The 14,795-nt window shown below is 68.5% G+C and carries 15 protein-coding genes; 9 read left to right on the forward strand and 6 right to left on the reverse strand.

Going from position 1 to position 14,795, the window contains the following annotated elements; translation table 11 throughout:
- The first annotated feature begins 198 nt into the window (after positions 1–198).
- Both SACCYDRAFT_RS12380 and SACCYDRAFT_RS12385 read left to right on the forward strand, forming a co-directional pair.
- Entirely contained in the window at positions 199–846 is a 648-nt protein-coding gene (locus SACCYDRAFT_RS12380; RefSeq protein ID WP_005456556.1) for a TetR/AcrR family transcriptional regulator, read from the forward strand.
- Between the two features lie 81 nt (positions 847–927).
- Positions 928–1,647 (forward strand): haloacid dehalogenase type II, encoded by a 720-nt coding sequence (locus tag SACCYDRAFT_RS12385; RefSeq protein WP_005456558.1) that lies wholly within the window; start codon positions 928–930, stop codon positions 1,645–1,647.
- 66 nt (positions 1,648–1,713) lie between these two features.
- Here SACCYDRAFT_RS12385 and SACCYDRAFT_RS12390 read toward each other — a convergent pair whose 3' ends face one another.
- Positions 1,714–2,439, reverse strand: a complete 726-nt coding sequence (locus SACCYDRAFT_RS12390; protein WP_005456560.1) for a cation transporter — start codon at positions 2,437–2,439, stop codon at positions 1,714–1,716.
- The gene (cmtR, locus tag SACCYDRAFT_RS12395) at positions 2,436–2,807 is read right to left on the reverse strand and encodes a Cd(II)/Pb(II)-sensing metalloregulatory transcriptional regulator CmtR (protein WP_005456562.1); all 372 of its coding nucleotides are present in this window, start codon (positions 2,805–2,807) and stop codon (positions 2,436–2,438) included. The genes SACCYDRAFT_RS12390 and cmtR overlap by 4 nt, the downstream gene beginning before the upstream one ends.
- Before the next feature lie 75 nt (positions 2,808–2,882).
- Here cmtR and SACCYDRAFT_RS12400 point away from each other — a divergent pair, with 75 nt between their 5' ends.
- Both SACCYDRAFT_RS12400 and SACCYDRAFT_RS12405 read left to right on the forward strand, forming a co-directional pair.
- Positions 2,883–3,512: a methyltransferase family protein gene (locus SACCYDRAFT_RS12400; RefSeq protein ID WP_005456564.1), complete on the forward strand. Its 630-nt coding sequence runs from the start codon at positions 2,883–2,885 to the stop codon at positions 3,510–3,512.
- A gap of 540 nt (positions 3,513–4,052) precedes the next feature.
- Positions 4,053–4,703, forward strand: coding sequence for an MFS transporter (locus SACCYDRAFT_RS12405; protein ID WP_198284987.1), 651 nt, complete (start codon positions 4,053–4,055; stop codon positions 4,701–4,703).
- 273 nt (positions 4,704–4,976) lie between these two features.
- Here the strand turns inward: SACCYDRAFT_RS12405 and SACCYDRAFT_RS12410 are convergent, their stop codons facing one another.
- Positions 4,977–5,924 (reverse strand): threonine ammonia-lyase, encoded by a 948-nt coding sequence (locus SACCYDRAFT_RS12410; RefSeq protein ID WP_005456565.1) that lies wholly within the window; start codon positions 5,922–5,924, stop codon positions 4,977–4,979.
- A gap of 106 nt (positions 5,925–6,030) precedes the next feature.
- Between SACCYDRAFT_RS12410 and SACCYDRAFT_RS12415 the strand changes: the two genes are divergently transcribed.
- The 4 genes from SACCYDRAFT_RS12415 (at position 6,031) to SACCYDRAFT_RS12430 (ending at position 10,399) form a co-directional block, all read left to right on the forward strand.
- On the forward strand, positions 6,031–6,504 hold the full coding sequence (locus tag SACCYDRAFT_RS12415) for an Lrp/AsnC family transcriptional regulator (protein WP_043536428.1): 474 nt from the start codon (positions 6,031–6,033) through the stop codon (positions 6,502–6,504).
- A 212-nt stretch (positions 6,505–6,716) separates the two neighbouring features.
- On the forward strand, positions 6,717–7,067 hold the full coding sequence (locus tag SACCYDRAFT_RS12420) for a YciI family protein (RefSeq protein ID WP_005456567.1): 351 nt from the start codon (positions 6,717–6,719) through the stop codon (positions 7,065–7,067).
- Positions 7,068–7,319: 252 nt separating this feature from the next.
- Positions 7,320–9,371: an acyltransferase family protein gene (locus SACCYDRAFT_RS12425; RefSeq protein ID WP_005456568.1), complete on the forward strand. Its 2,052-nt coding sequence runs from the start codon at positions 7,320–7,322 to the stop codon at positions 9,369–9,371.
- Positions 9,372–9,400: 29 nt separating this feature from the next.
- Positions 9,401–10,399, forward strand: a complete 999-nt coding sequence (locus SACCYDRAFT_RS12430) for a phosphotransferase enzyme family protein (RefSeq protein WP_005456569.1) — start codon at positions 9,401–9,403, stop codon at positions 10,397–10,399.
- Positions 10,400–10,469: 70 nt separating this feature from the next.
- On the opposite strand, the gene SACCYDRAFT_RS12435 is transcribed toward SACCYDRAFT_RS12430, so the two are convergent.
- Positions 10,470–11,459: a helix-turn-helix domain-containing protein gene (locus SACCYDRAFT_RS12435; protein WP_005456571.1), complete on the reverse strand. Its 990-nt coding sequence runs from the start codon at positions 11,457–11,459 to the stop codon at positions 10,470–10,472.
- Positions 11,460–11,566: 107 nt separating this feature from the next.
- Here SACCYDRAFT_RS12435 and SACCYDRAFT_RS12440 point away from each other — a divergent pair, with 107 nt between their 5' ends.
- On the forward strand, positions 11,567–12,664 hold the full coding sequence (locus SACCYDRAFT_RS12440) for a saccharopine dehydrogenase NADP-binding domain-containing protein (protein ID WP_005456572.1): 1,098 nt from the start codon (positions 11,567–11,569) through the stop codon (positions 12,662–12,664).
- An 895-nt stretch (positions 12,665–13,559) separates the two neighbouring features.
- On the opposite strand, the gene SACCYDRAFT_RS12445 is transcribed toward SACCYDRAFT_RS12440, so the two are convergent.
- Positions 13,560–14,261 carry a tyrosine-protein phosphatase gene (locus tag SACCYDRAFT_RS12445; protein WP_005456581.1) on the reverse strand — a complete coding sequence of 234 codons (702 nt, stop codon included), beginning with the start codon at positions 14,259–14,261 and terminating at the stop codon, positions 13,560–13,562.
- 15 nt (positions 14,262–14,276) lie between these two features.
- Positions 14,277–14,783, reverse strand: a complete 507-nt coding sequence (locus tag SACCYDRAFT_RS12450; protein ID WP_005456584.1) for a MarR family winged helix-turn-helix transcriptional regulator — start codon at positions 14,781–14,783, stop codon at positions 14,277–14,279.
- Positions 14,784–14,795: the final 12 nt, after the last annotated feature.

The raw sequence follows: 14,795 nt of genomic DNA on the forward strand, positions 1-14,795 counted from the left end.
CGGGACACCGGCGCGGAGTTCTGGACCGGGCTCGCCCCGACCATTGACAGTGATGAAGCCGCAGTCTTCAACACCGCCGATACCACCATCAGGTGTGCGGTCGCACCACCTGTCCCATCTCGGGCTGCTGCGGCATCTTGCCTCGTCCCGACGATTAGGTAGACTGATCTACCTAATCGAACGCGAGGAGTTCCGACCATGTCCGACAGTGGACAGCGGCAACGCCGGGGCCCGAGTACACGAGCCGGCCCCGGTTCGCGTAGTCCTGCGCGGCAGCGGTTGCTGGACGCGGCCGCCGAGTGCTTCTACGCCCACGGCGTGAACGGAACCGGCATCGACACCATCACCGCCGCGGCCGGTGTCGCGAAGATGAGCCTGTACAACAACTTCGCGTCGAAGGACGAGCTGGTCCTGGCGTATCTGCAGGCCCGCCACCAGGAGTGGCTGGATCTCTACCGCCGCAGGCTGGCCGGAGCAGACGATGCCCGCGCACGGATCGCCGCCGTCTTCGACGCCTACCTCGATCACGCCGAATCGGCCTACGCGCACGGGTTCCGTGGGTGCGGGCTGCTCAACGCGGCGGCCGAACTCCCCGCCGGAGCTCCTGGCCGTGAAGTCGTTCGACAACACAAGGAGGAGGTCGCGGCACTGTTGGCCTCCCACGTCTCGGAACTTCCGGGGTTGGCGGGCGAGCGTGCTGCCGGCCTGGCGGACCAGCTCGCTTTCCTGCTGGAGGGCGCGATGGTCCGGGCGGGCCTCGAAGGCAACGCCCGACTGCTGCGCCACGCTCGCGACCTGGCGCTGCGAACCGTGGACGATTCGGTCGCGGTCGCGGGAGACACGTGATGCGCGGGACACGACGTTCGACAACGCCAGGATCAGTTGACTCGACAACGTCCGCACCAGGTGACCGCACAAGGAGATCCCATGAACCTCGCTGACTACGACGCGCTGAGTTTCGACTGCTACGGCACGCTCATCGACTGGGAGACCGGTATCGCCGCCGTCCTGGCTCCATGGGCGAAGGAAGCCGGTCTGGGCCTGACCGACGAGGAGTTGCTCGTCGCCTACGCCGAGAACGAGGCCCAGGCCGTGCGGGACACGCCCGCCGCGCTCTACTCGGAGATTCTCGCGGAGGCGTTCCGGCGCACCGGGGACAGGCTCGGACGGCCCGTGAGCGACGAGTGGGCGCAGCGTCTGGGCGACTCGGTGCCCGACTGGCCTGCCTTCGACGACTCGGCCGACGCGCTCGCCTCCCTGGCGCGGGACTACAAACTCGTCATCCTGTCCAACGTGCACCGCGAGGGATTCGCGGGATCGAACCGGCGCCTGGGTGTGGAGTTCGACCGGGTCATCACCGCCGAGGACGTCAAGGCCTACAAGCCGGCTCCGAACCACTTCGACGCCCTCGACGAGGCCCTGAAGGAAATGGGCGTGCCGCGTGAGCGGCTGTTGCATGTCGCTCAGAGCCTCTTCCACGACCACGTGCCCGCCAAGCGCCACGGGCTGCCGTCGGTGTGGATCAATCGCCGTCACGACCGTCCGGGCTGGGGCGCCACGCCCGAACCCGAGGCGGAGTACTCCTACGACCTCGAGTTCCCCGACATGAGGTCGTTCGCGCAGGCGGCGCGGCAGGCGAAGGGCTGAACGGCCCACCGGCAGCACCGAGGTCTGGACCGGCAGCCCCTCCCGAAACGGTGCCGGGCGCGCTGCTCAGCGGCTGGGCGGAGCGCAGCCGCAGGCATCCCCGCGCCACGCTTCGCGACCTTCCTTGACCGCGACCGCGGCGATGACGAGCGCGACGGCCGGGTCGGCCCACGACCAGCCGAGAAGGGAGTTGAGCAGCAGGCCCACCAGCAGCACGCCGGACAGGTACGTGCACAGCAGTGTCTGCTTGGAGTCCGCGACCGCGCTCGCCGAGCCGAGTTCACGACCTGTCCGGCGCTGCGCGGCGGACAGGAACGGCATGACCACCAGCGACACCGCGGCCAGGACGATGCCGACCGTGGAGTGCTCCGCGCTCTGCGCGCCGGTGAGGCTGCGCACCGACTCCACCGTCACGTAGGCGGCGAGCGCGAAGAACGACACCGCGATCACCCTCAACGCGACACGCTCGCGCGCTTGGGGATCCCTACCCGCGAACTGCCATGCCACGGCCGCCGCCGAGGCGACCTCGATCACCGAGTCGAGCCCGAAGCCGATCAACGCGGTCGACGAGGCCAACGTCCCGGCCGCGATCGCGATGACCGCCTCGATGACGTTGTAGGTGATCGTGGCCGCCACCAGCAGGCGAATCCGGCGAGACAACAACGCGCGCCGCTGCGGCGTGAGTCCGTCCGAAGTGGCCGGGGCGGCAGTGCGGCACCCGTCGGTGCATCCGTCGGATGCCGACGGCGTGGCCGTGAGGCCGCGGCGGTGGCCGGTGTCCTCTCCGGTCATGGGGCCACGTCCACTTTCCCCGCCACATCGGTTGCCGCCGACACGGCGGGCTCGTCGTCGACGCAGGGCTGGTCGGTGTCCACCGCGAGCACCACCTGCACCAGTTCGCTCAGGGCGCGGGCCAGGTGTGGATCCGCCAGCTCGTAGCGGACCTGGCGACCCTCGTAGTTGGCGACCACGAGCCCGCAGCCACGCAGGCAGGACAGGTGGTTGGACACGTTCGACCGGGTCAGGCCGAGTGTCGCGGCGAGTTTGCCCGGATACTGCACGCCGTCCAGCAGCGCCACGAGGATCCGGCAGCGGGTCGGATCGGCCAGTGCCCGCCCCAACCGGGCGAGAGCCGACTCCCGAGTCTCACACATCAGCATGGCCGCAACAGTACAGCTGCTACTGATATAACAGCAAGCACTGAATCATTGTCTTCTTACTGACGGGAGTGTGGTGTGACCGTAGTGGCCCTCGGCCTGTATCTCGGCTACCTGTTGACGGCGTTCGGAGTCCGCAGCCTGCTGCAGTACCGGCACACCGGTTCCACCGGCTTCCGCGGTGTCAGCGGCCGCCCCTTCGGCGCCGGGTGGTGGGGCGGCGTGCTGTTCGTCCTCGCGTTGGCCCTCGGTTTGTCGGGACCACTGCTCCAACTGCTCGGCGTGGTCTCCGCGATCGCCGTACTGGACCATGGCGCGGTGCACGGCACCGGACTCGCCCTCACGACGGCAGGCATCGCGGCCACACTGCTCGCGCAGCACGTGATGGGCACGTCGTGGCGCGTGGGCGTCGACCCGCAGGAAAGTACCGATCTGGTCACCACCGGCGCCTTCGAGTGGGTGCGCAACCCCGTCTTCACGGCGATGATCGCCACCGGTGCGGGGCTCGCACTCCTGGCGGGCGACCCGGTGACGATCGCCGCGTTCGTGATCCTGGTGGTCGCGGTCCAGATCCAGGTCCGAGCCGTGGAGGAGCCTCATCTGCTGCACGTCCACGGCTCGGAATACCGCGACTACGCCGCCCGCGTCGGACGGTTCCTCCCCGGGATCGGACGCCTTGAGCAACATCCGTGCCAGATCATGAGCTAAGCCCTCATCGTCCCTGGTCGCTGAACTCCAGTTCCTGCACGACCAGGGGTACCGGTGCGTGATCGGCACGCTTGGTCTGGCGCTCGAGGCCGTCATCTGGTGGAGCAGCCTCTACATCTCAGGAAGCTCCTCGGCCGGCGCCAGCCACACGGTGCGTCGGCGCCCTGACCCTCCAACACGATCGACGGCTCCCACACGGCCGGCACCGGGACGGCGGACAGCGGAGAACCGGTTCTGACCAGGATGTACGGCAGGAAGACGAGGTGGTGAGCGGACAGCGACGGCTTCGTCGAAGTCACAGACGACCACGGCTCTTCTCCGCAGGATGGGGTCGAATGCCGGTGCTGATGGTCAGGGCACTCAGAGAGTCGTGTCCGTACCTTTCGTCCTGGTCGTGCTCTGCGCGGTGATCCTCCTCGTTCCGGCTGATCCGCCGGTCAGGCGCACCCCCGCTGGAATGGCCCGGAGCGCTTCTGCTCGCTTCCATGGCTACCGTCCGCGGCGCTGTCCGGCGCGGTGATCGCCGGAATCCTGTTCGTCATGGTTGAGCGTCGCGCGGCGAACCCGCTCGTCCCGCTCAGGTTCTTCCGCAGTCGACCACGGGTCCTGGCGAACCTTGCAACCGCCCTCCTGAGCGCGGCACTGTCCACATCGTTCCTGCTGTTCACCTACTACCTGCAGGACCAGCTGGGGCTGAGTCCTCTCGAAGCGGACCTGACGATGTTGCCCCTTGCCGTGGCTCTCATCGCGGCGTCCGTCTTCGTTCCGCAACTGCTCGGACGCTGGGGCGCCCAGGTCTGCACCCTGGCCGGTATCGGTTTCACGGTGCTGGCCATGGCTTCCCTCGCCCTCGCCACACACCTGGAAGCGAACGCCCTCGCGATGATTCCGGCGATGCTCCTCATCGCCGCAGGCATGGGTTTCGGGCTTGTCGGCTTGCAGTACACCGCGGTGACCGGGGTTACCGAGAACGACGCCGGCATCGCATCCGGCATCCAGCGAGCCGCCGACCAGCTCGGAGGGTCCACCGGGACCACCCTCTACGTCGGCATCGGGTTCGCCCCCGCCCTGGCTGACATCGACCCGTTCCTCACGAGCAGTCTCCTCGCCGTCGCAGGGCTGACGGCCGCTGGAGTGGTTGCTTGGCGTATTGCCATGCCCGCCTCTCCGTCCGAGGAAACAGTCGGATGACTCACTGACGGAATTGCGCCCGGTCGGCAGATCAGAGCGGGCGCAATCTCGTCGGTGCCGGGGTGAAAGACACATGCAGCACCCGTGTGGAGGCCATTCCCTGGCAAGCAGATCGGACGAGGATCATCAGCACGAGATCCCGCTCTTGCGTGATCAGTCACCTACGTCACGGAACGTGCTGTCGCCAGACCCCGGACCGATCCTCCCGAAGGCCAGCCGAGCCGCCGGGTCCCACCCGGCAGCAGTGCCTTCCGACGCTCGGTCACTCCACGGCTAGGCGGCGGCCAGGACGTCGCCGAACAGAGCGGGGGAGACGTTCGCCCCGGTGATCACGGTCGCCAGCACCTCGCCCGGCAGGTCGTGCGTGGCGACGGCGGCGAGACCGGCCGCGCCCGCGGGTTCGGGCAGCACACCGAGGTTGTCCAGTGCCGTCCGCATGGCCGCGAGCATGTCCGCGTCGTCCACGACCACCATGTCGTCGACCAGCAGGCGCATGCGGCGCACCGATTCCGGGATCGGCGAACTGATCGCGATGCCTTCCGCGAACGTGTCGGCACGCTCTGTCGGAAGCACGCGCCCGGCTCGCCAGCTGTCGGCCATGCTGGGCGCGCCTTTCGCGCACACTCCGACGATGTGGGTGCTCGGGGCGTGGGCCTTGATCCAGCGAGCGACGCCGGTGATCAGCGCGCCGTCGCCGACCGGCAGCACCACCGTGTCGATCGCGCCTACGGCGAGCAACTCGACGCCGATGGTGCCCGCGCCCTCGGAGATGCGCGGGTGCAGGCCGTCCTCGACGAACACGCTGCCCGGCTGGGCGGCGGCGTACTCGCGGGCGGCCTCCTCGGCGCGGCCGTCACCGATCTCGTGCACGCGGACACCCAGGGAAACCATCCTGGCCAGCTTCACCGGGTTGACGCCCGCGGGCACGAACACCTCCGCGCGCAGGCCGTGTCTGGCCGCCGCGTAGCCGACGGCTTGGCCGAAGTTGCCGGACGACTCGCACACCAGGCGGGTGCCCGGCTCGAACTCGCGCGCGAGCAGGTCCACACCCCGCCCCTTGAAGCTGCGCAGCGGGTTGAGGGTTTCGACCTTGACGACCACCCGCCTGCCGAGCGCGGCGCAGAGCTGCTCGTCGACGAACTGCGGCGTGTCGAGAAAGACCGGGTCGATCAGGCTCGACGCGTCCGCGATCCGCGAGAGGTCGAGGTCCATACCGGGCATGCGTGCGCCTCCGATGACGAACGGGATTGATGACGACACGGCAACGCCAGACCGGCGCGTGGTGACCGCGATTGTAAAGATTGCCGCCGCAGCGCAAAAATGTTGCGTGCGTTTCGTACCGGACTCCATCGACCACCGGCTGCTGCGGCTCGTCCAGGAGGACGCCTCCCGCACGTTGCGGGAACTGGGCGAGCAGGTCGGTCTCTCCCCCAGCGCTGTCCAGCGCCGGCTCCGCGGCTACCGCGCCGCCGGAGTCATCGCCCGCGAGGTCGCCGTCCTCGATCCGACGGTGCTCGGCGCCACCACTCTCGCCGTGGTGCTCGTGACGCTGGACCGGGAGTCCGCGCAACACCACGCCGAATTCCGCTCGCGCATGCGGGCGGAACCGCGTGTGCAGCAGTGCTACGACGTGGCCGGGCCGTGGGACTACGTCGTCGTCCTGGTCGCCGAGAGCCTCACCGAGTGCCGTGTGCTGTCGGACCGGCTGTTTTTGAACGACGAGAACGTGCGGCGTTACGACACGCTGCCCGTGCTCGACCCGATCAAGACGGGCCTCGCCGTTCCACCGCCCGAGCCGTAGCCGAGGGATGTCGATGCCGATCGCCCGTGGGTTGTCCACCGCGCTGTCGGAATCCCTCGGTCGCCCGGCCGTCGCTGGTCCGGCCACGGCCGGGTCACGGCATGCCGTCCGCTCATCTCCGGATCGGCGAGGCGTGGCCCGATGAATTCGGTCGCCGAACCGTGTCCATCTCAGTGACGGACTCGTCGCAGAAGTACCGGGAAAGGATGCACATGCCTACGTTCATCACCATCGGCTACGGCGATCAGGACGGCTACGACCGCACCGACGCCGCCGTACGGGCCGAGGCGCACGCACAGGACGACCGCCTACGTGCCGGCGGTGCGCGGATGGGAATCGCGGGAAGGCCGGTCCAGGTCCGCAACCACGATGCCGCCCGCACCGACACGGTGGAGGGACCGTTCCTGCGGTCCGCGCTGCCGGTCGCGGGCTTCGCGCTGATCGAAGCCTCCAGCTTGGAAGAGGCGGTGGCGATGGCCTCTCGGACTCCGTGCGCGGTCGCCCACGGTGTGGTCGAGGTCTGGCCGCTGTATGAAACGCCCGACGAGGCAGCCGGCGCCTGATACCAGGCCACCATCGCACCGAGGACCGCGTCACGAAGCTCGTGGTCCTGCCCCTTCGTGGACACGAGACACACTCCCGTGGTCCCGCGCCACCCCGACGGGTGGTGCCACCATCCGGACACCTCGGGTAGCGGAGACGCCGGTGGATTGTTCGGTCGGGCACACCCCGTCGGACACGGGACGACGCCGGTTTCCCACGACCGGTACCGTCAGCGCGCTGAACCTTGGCAAGAGGCGTTGCAGGAGTTGTCTGTGTCCGTTCCGTTACCCCCGCGTGTGAGCGCCGACCCGGTGTCGACACGACCCCGCAAGTTCCGGCCCGAGCTCCAGGGGCTGCGTGCTCTGGCGGCGCTGCTCGTGGTCGTCTACCACGTGTGGCTCGACCGGGTGTCCGGTGGTGTGGACGTGTTCTTCGTGATCAGCGGGTTCCTGATCACCGGACAGCTGTACCGGGCGGGTTGTCGGGGCCGCATCGAGTTCCGGCGCATGTGGGGGCGGATGCTCACGCGCCTCCTCCCGGCCGCGTTGACGGTGTTGCTGGTGACGATGGCGGTCGCCGTGCTGGTGCTGCCGGAACACCGGTGGATGCAGACGGCCAGGGAGGTCGTGGCGTCGGCGCTGTTCTTCGAGAACTGGCAGTTGGTCGCGGACTCGGCCGACTACTTCGCCCAGCACTCGACGGCAAGCCTGACGCAGCATTTCTGGTCACTGTCGATCCAGGGCCAGTTCTACCTGGTGTGGCCGCTGCTGGTGGCGATGGTGGCGCTGCTCGCCCGGCGGGCGGGCTGGACGCTGCGTCGTTCGCTGGTGGCGGCGCTGGCCGTGACCTTCGCGCTGTCGCTCGCGTACTCGGTCTGGCTGACGGCGACGAACCAGCCGCTGGCGTACTTCCACTCGGCCACGCGGGTGTGGGAGTTCGCGCTGGGCGGATTGACGGCCCTGACGATCGACGCGGTCCGGGTGCCACGGGTGGTGCGGATCGTCTGCGGCTGGGTCGGTGTGCTCGCGCTCGTGTCGTGCGGGCTCGTGTTGCAGGTCGGCACGGTGTTCCCCGGCTACGCCGCTCTGTGGCCGACGCTGGCGGCGGTGCTGGTGCTCGTGGCCGGCGCCACCGACAGCCGGATCGGTGCGGACCGGTTCCTGTCGGCGCGGCCACTGGTGCGTATGGGCGATCTGAGCTACGCGCTGTATCTGTGGCACTGGCCGATCCTGCTGTTCTTCCTCACCACCCGCGACCAGGAGACGGTCAGCGTGGTGGAGGGCGCCGTCGTGATCGGTGTGTCGGTGGTGCTCGCGGTGCTCACCCACCGCTTCGTGGAGCAGCCTGCCCGCAACGCGCGCATGGTGACGGCGACCCCGTGGGGTGCCTACCGTTTCGGAATCCTGGCGTTGCTGCCGGTGCTGTTGGCAGCGGGAAGCTGGCAGCTCGTCACGGCGCAGCGCGCGTCGTTCACCGTGGCCGCCGAGGAGAACGAAACACTCGGGGCTCAGGCGCTCCACGCCCGCGCGCCGCTGGTGGACGCCGGTAAGCCGGTCCTCCCGCCGTATGCGGCCCTGCCCGAGCAGTTCGACAGCTTCGGCGAAGAGGAGTGCCGCTACTCGCCGAAGAACGAGGAGCTGCGTATCTGCACGGTGGACCCCGTGGGGGAGCCGGTGCGGCGGGTCGTCGTCGTGGGCGACTCGCACTCCCAGCAGTACATCGCCGCGCTGCGCCCGATCGTCGACCGTCGGAGTTGGCAGGTCATCTCGATGGGCAAGGGCGGTTGCCCGTTCACCACCGACGCAGCCGAGGAGGACTGCCGCGTGTGGAACGCCGCCGTGCTGCAGGAGATCATCGAGACCCGGCCGGACGCCGTGATCACCATGGCCACGCGTGACGTGCGGGTGGGGCTGACGGAGTGGACCCCGCCCGGCTACGTGGAGCAGTGGCGGGCCCTCGACGCCGCGGGCATCCCGGTGGTGGCCATTCGTGACAGCCCCCGATACGACTTCGAGCCGTCGGAGTGCGTGCAGAAACACGGTGCGGACGCGCCGCGCTGCTCGGGGGTGAGAGCGGAGTTGCTGGCCCCGGAACCACCGTATGCCGGGCTCGACGACGTGCCGCCCAATGTGTCGTTCCTCGACTTCAGTGACTACTTCTGCAACGCCGAGACCTGCCCGCCGGTAATCGGGAACGTGCTCGTGTACATGGACGACAACCACGTCACCGCCACCTACCTGGAAACGATGTCGCCGATCGTCGAGACGCGGTTGGTCGAGGCCCTGCGCTGGGAGGACGACCCCTCGGGTGGTCCGGACAGGTGACACGTCGCCGTCGGTAGGCTGCGGGCACGATGACCGCACTCGACCCGGGACCACTGCTGAGTGAGCACTACGCCCTCGACGTCCGTGAACTCGTCCCGGTGGACGCGGGAGCCGACCGGGCGGCGTCGTTGTGGAAGGCGCGCGGCCACGACGGTCGCGAGTACGCGGTCAAGTGGACCGCCGGCGGGTCTCCGGCGGGGTTGGTACTCTCGTCCGCTCTCGCCACCGCCTGCCCGGGGGCGGCACCGATGCCGGTGCGGACCCGGGCAGGCGCGCTGTGGGCCGCCGCGGGTGGGCGGCGGCTGTCAGTGGTGGAGTGGGTCGCCGGTCGTAGCGCGGTCGACGTCGCTCCGGAGGAGGGGCACTGGGTCGCGTGCGGCCGCCTTCTCTCCGCACTCCACGGTCTGCCCGTCGACTGCGAGCTGCGCCGGTGGCTGCCGCGCGAGGACTTCGACCCGTCGCGTTGGGTCGACGTCTTCGACGACATCGACGCGCGACTGACCCGGACGGCCGGCCCGGCCGAGGACAACTGCCTCACGCGGCTCCGCGCCGTGTGGTGGCAGCGGCGGGCGGAGCTGCGTGTGGTGCGCGACGACACGCTGCGGTTGGGGGAGTGGTTCGCCTCTCGGGCGGACGATCTCAACGCCGTGCCGTGTCATGCCGATCCGCACCTGGGCAACCTCGTCGTCACCGGAGCCGACACGGTGGCGCTGATCGACTTCGACGACGCCGTGCTCGCCCCGCCGGAACGGGATCTGATGTTCGTTCTCGGCGGCGGTGTGTTCGCCGAACGACTCGTCACGCAGCGGCAACAGGAGGCGTTCCTGCGCGGCTACGGCCCGCACGCGGAGGATGACCGATTGCTCGCCTACTACCGGGGCCTGCGTGTGCTGGAGGATGTCAGCGACCCGGCCACGGTGGTGCTCGATCCAGAGCCCCCGGCTACCGAGCGGGTCACGAGCCTCGGCTACGTCACCGCGACGCTGGCGCCGGGCGCGCTGCTCGACCAGGCGCTGCGCTCCGGCTGAGGCCGAAGCTGTGGCGTGGTGCCGCTCGGGCCTGCGGTGACCTCCCCGGTGTCCGCCACAGTGCTCTGTCTCAGAACTCGACAGCCCTGCCGTGAGGCACCCGGCCCTGCGGGACGGCAGGGGTCCGCGAACGGAACGTGCGGCGATAGGTGTCCGGAGGAACACCGACCGTGCGGTTGAAGTGTCGGCGCAGCGTTGTGGCGGTGCCCATGCCGGTGGCGGTGGCGATGGCGTCGATGCTGTCGTCAGTGGTCTCCAGCAACGTCTGGGCATGGCGGATCCGCTGGATCAGCAACCATTGCAACGGGGTGGTACCGACCACCGATCTGAAGTGGCGACCGAGGTTGCGGGAGCTCATCCGCGCTTGGCGGGCCAGGTCCTCCACGGTCAGCGGGTGGTCCAGTCGTTCGAGCACCCAGGCGAACAGGTCGGCGAGCGGATGCTTGTCCGGAGGGGGCACGGGGGTGGTGACGAACTGGGCCTGCCCACCGTCCCGGTGTGGCGGCACGACCAGGCGGCGGGCCACGGTGTTGGCGATCGACGAACCGTGGTCGAGGCGGACCAGGTGCAGACACAGGTCCATGGCGGCGGCCTTGCCCGCCGAGGTCAGCACGGTGCCGTTGTCCACGTAGAGGACGTCGGGGTCCACCGTCACCTGGGGATACCGGGCGGCCAGGGTTCCGGTGTGCGCCCAGTGCGTGGTCGCGCGTCGCCCGTCCAGCAGCCCGGCGGCGGCCACCACGAAGGCGCCGGTGCAGAGAGCGGCCACGCGTGCACCCGCCTCGTGTGCCGCGCGCACCGCGTCGACGAGGTCGGTGGGTGGCTCCTCGTCGACGTCCGCCCAGCCCGGGACGATCACGGTGTCGGCGCGCGTCAGGTGGTCGAGACCGTGATCGGGGTCGAGCCGGAACCGGCCGGCCCGCACCGGGCCGGGGCCACACACGAACACCCGGTACCAGGGCACCGCCACGCTGGCCGGAACGGCGCCGAAGACCTCGTACGCCAAGGCCAGTTCGAAATGCAACATCCCGTCGGTGACGGCCAACGCGACAGTGGTCATGTCTGGAATTGTATGGATTATGGCGTTCCAGACACTCGTAGGCCACGTTCGCCCTTGCCAGGATGGGACCGAGAGAACACAGCGGATGGTTCGAGCAGGGAGAGTTCATGAACGCGGGGTCTGCGGTGGTGGTGTTCGGCGCATACGGACACACCGGGCGTTTCGTGGTGTCACAGTTGAAAAGGCGCGGGTTCGTCCCGATCCTGTCCGGCCGCGACGCCGCGAAGCTGGCGGCACTGGCAGCGGTCGAGTCCGGACTGGACGCCCGCCCGGCGACGGTCGATGATCCGGCCTCGCTCGACCGCGCACTGTCCGGCGCGGCGGCGGTGATCAACTGCGCCGGTCCGTACGCCACGACGGCCGCACCCGTGATCGAGTCGGCTCTGCGCGCGGGGATCCCGTACGTGGACGTGGCGGCCGAGATCGAAGCCAACGTCGACACGTTCACACACTTCACCGACCGTGCCCGCGCCGCCGGGTCGGTGATCGTCCCTGCGATGGCCTTCTACGGTGGACTCGGTGATCTGCTGACCACCGCCGCGATGGGTGACTGGACCGTCGCCGACGAAGTGCACGTCGCATACGCGTTGAGCGGGTGGCACCCCACCGCCGGGACGCGGGCCGCGGGCGCCGTCTCCCGGCAACGGCGAGGCGGCCGACGCGTCCGCTACACGAACGGACGGCTGGAGTACCGCCAGGACGAGCCGCCGACCCTGGAATGGCCGTTCCCCGACCCGATGGGGCCCCGGGACGTCATCGGGGAGTTCACGATGGCCGACGTCGTCACCATCCCCAGTCACCTGCCTGTCCCCGAGGTGCGCACCTACATGACGGTCGAGGCGGCGAGAGACGTGTCGGCTTCCGAGACACCGACCCCGACCGCGGTCGACGAGCGTGGGCGCTCTGACCAGACCTTCCTCGTCGACGTCGTCGTGCGCTCCGGTGGCGATGAACGACGCGTTGTGGCCAGGGGTCAGGACATCTACGCCGTCAGTGCGTCCCTCGCGGTGGAAGCGGTCGACCGCATCCTCGCCGGACGGACCAGGACGGTCGGTGTCGCGTCCGCGGGCGAGATCTTCGACGCGCGCGACTTCCTTCACGCACTGTCGCCGGAGATCTCCCTGGAACTGTGGGACCACGCCGGAACGCCCGCAGGGCTCTCGTCCCCGGCACGGCTGGCCGCGCCGGGGCATCTCGTGTCCTGACGGAAGCCGCGCGGGACCGTATTCTACTTTCCTGCGGCGGATGTAGCGGAGAAAACCTACGAACTTCGCACGCGACTTGGCCAGTCTGGACCGATCTCGTCCCCAGTCACCACGACTTTCCCTGTTGCGGTTAAGGGTTCGTCTTGGTGTCCAGTTTGGGCAACGGCTATGGAATTAAAGACCATGTTGGCGCAGCAGGGGCCTCTTCCGTTTACGAGAGCATCGATGACGCAATGGTGTGATCAGTTTCCCATTCTGTTCTGTTGCAACAGTACCCATGGGACATGATCGTTGCCATTACTCCGACGAAAGTGGCATGGTGCAGAGGGAAGCCGGGGAGGTTGGCTGATGGGGCACTCTCCATGCTCCCCGGAGCAGGTTATTGTGGATATCTTCCTTCGGCGAGTATCGCGGCAACCCTGAAAGAGATGCACAGTGGGTCTTATTCCAGTCGCCTCCCGTAAAGCACTACTGGCATAGACGATCCGGCGACAGCGAAATTGCCGTTGCCGCCGGTGGCATGGAATCTATAGGTACCATCTCCGGCCCGGGGTCCCCTCAGGAGATACCAAAGAACTCCAACAACAATAGTCGTGACTGCGGTTACCGCCAGCGTTATCAGGATGATGACGGTTGCCCTGTCCGACATAGTGCCGCTCCTTGAGTTCCGGGCCAGTCAGGTCTGGGTTTTGAGCCATCTTGTCGTTCGCCCTGCGAGGCGGCAACCACCAGCACTAGGGCTCAGGCGCCGCGATGGTCTGCGCCTGAGCCCCAACGGAGGTAGAAAACTTGTCCCGACCACGGTCGGTCACTTCTGCGATGCCGCGCTGGACGTCGAACTGGTCCGGAAGACGTCGGAGTCTCGCGTCCTGACGGAAGCCGCGCGGGCGCCCTTTCAGGTGGCCAAGCGGGTGAGCAGGGCGGCGAGTTCCGTCTCGGACAGACCGTTCTCCAGAAGGAACTCGGGCATGGTCAGTGACTCGACCGTCGAGGTCAGTGAGTTCTCGATGGTGGTGCCGTGTTCAGCGAGGAATTCACTCACCGCAGTGAGTTGATCACGGACGCCGAGCTCGTCGAATCGCTGTTTCATCCGGTGGTAGGTCAGCAGATAGTCGGCGATGATGTCTTCCGGTGTCGCCCCGGCCAGCGCGAGCAACACCAGGGCGAGCAACCCGGTCCGGTCCTTGCCGCCGGCGCAGTGGAACACCACGCAGCCCGGTGCCGCGTTGGCGACCGCCCGCACAGCGTTGATCACGAGCTCCGGGTGTTCGGCCAGTAGCACCGGGAAGTACAACGGCGAGGCGAGTCTGTCGATCTCCATCCAATGCTCGTAGAACGGCGTCCCAACTGGGTCCAGTGGCGCCCGCACGGTCGTGATACCCGGCGGCGTCGGCACCCGGTTCGGCACGATCTCGTCGGAGTTGCGCAGATCGACGACTGTGCGCACTCCGTGGCCCCAGGCCGCCGCCCAGCCGCGTTCGCTCAGGTGTGTCGGGGCTTCCATACGGACCACCGCACCGCGGCTGATCTTCCCCAGCCCCCCGAGGTCGCGAACGTTGACGCACCCGTCCCACGCGAGTTCCCTGTGCACCGTCATACCTGGAAGGACGCCTCACACCGCGCCACGTTGGGGGCCACGGGGCACACGTTCCAGCCCGGCGTCCGGGGCAGTGGCCTCCAGCCGGTCGAGGACGCGCTCGGCGATCGACGCCAACACCGTGACCTGGTCGGGGGTCAGTTGGTCGAACACCAGGTCGCGCACGGTGTCGACGTGGCCGGGCGCGGCCTGTTCGATCGCCTCACGGCCACGGGCGGTGAGCACCACGAAAGCACCGCGGGCGTCGCTGGGGCAGTCCTCGCGGCAGACGAGGTCGCGTTTCTGCATGCGGGCGAGGTGGTGGGAGAGCCTGCTCTTCTCCCACTGCAGCGCCGCGGCGAGCTGTCCCACGCGCATGCGGGGTTCCGGCTGGTCGGTGAGCTGGACGAGCACCTCGAAGTCGGACATGGACAGGCCCGAGTCGGCCTGTAGCTGACGGCTCAGGCGCGCCGTGAGCTGGGCGTGCATCGTGAGGTAGCCGCGCCAGGCGCGTTGTTCGTGATCGTCGAGCCAGCGTGTCATGAATCTCATTCT

The sequence above is a fragment of the Saccharomonospora cyanea NA-134 genome, from assembly GCF_000244975.1.
GTDB classification, from domain to species: Bacteria; Actinomycetota; Actinomycetes; order Mycobacteriales; family Pseudonocardiaceae; genus Saccharomonospora; species Saccharomonospora cyanea.

Excerpts from the sequence above, each read along its gene's own strand:
- SACCYDRAFT_RS12380 (WP_005456556.1), top strand. The coding sequence starts at position 199 with ATGTCCGACAGTGGACAGCGGCAACGCCGGGGCCCGAGTACACGAGCC.
- SACCYDRAFT_RS12385 (WP_005456558.1), top strand. The coding sequence starts at position 928 with ATGAACCTCGCTGACTACGACGCGCTGAGTTTCGACTGCTACGGCACG.
- SACCYDRAFT_RS12390 (WP_005456560.1), bottom strand. The coding sequence starts at position 2,439 with ATGACCGGAGAGGACACCGGCCACCGCCGCGGCCTCACGGCCACGCCG.
- cmtR (WP_005456562.1), bottom strand. The coding sequence starts at position 2,807 with ATGCTGATGTGTGAGACTCGGGAGTCGGCTCTCGCCCGGTTGGGGCGG.
- SACCYDRAFT_RS12405 (WP_198284987.1), top strand. The coding sequence starts at position 4,053 with ATGGTTGAGCGTCGCGCGGCGAACCCGCTCGTCCCGCTCAGGTTCTTC.
- SACCYDRAFT_RS12410 (WP_005456565.1), bottom strand. The coding sequence starts at position 5,924 with ATGCCCGGTATGGACCTCGACCTCTCGCGGATCGCGGACGCGTCGAGC.
- SACCYDRAFT_RS12420 (WP_005456567.1), top strand. The coding sequence starts at position 6,717 with ATGCCTACGTTCATCACCATCGGCTACGGCGATCAGGACGGCTACGAC.
- SACCYDRAFT_RS12430 (WP_005456569.1), top strand. The coding sequence starts at position 9,401 with ATGACCGCACTCGACCCGGGACCACTGCTGAGTGAGCACTACGCCCTC.
- SACCYDRAFT_RS12435 (WP_005456571.1), bottom strand. The coding sequence starts at position 11,459 with ATGACCACTGTCGCGTTGGCCGTCACCGACGGGATGTTGCATTTCGAA.
- SACCYDRAFT_RS12440 (WP_005456572.1), top strand. The coding sequence starts at position 11,567 with ATGAACGCGGGGTCTGCGGTGGTGGTGTTCGGCGCATACGGACACACC.
- SACCYDRAFT_RS12445 (WP_005456581.1), bottom strand. The coding sequence starts at position 14,261 with ATGACGGTGCACAGGGAACTCGCGTGGGACGGGTGCGTCAACGTTCGC.
- SACCYDRAFT_RS12450 (WP_005456584.1), bottom strand. The coding sequence starts at position 14,783 with ATGACACGCTGGCTCGACGATCACGAACAACGCGCCTGGCGCGGCTAC.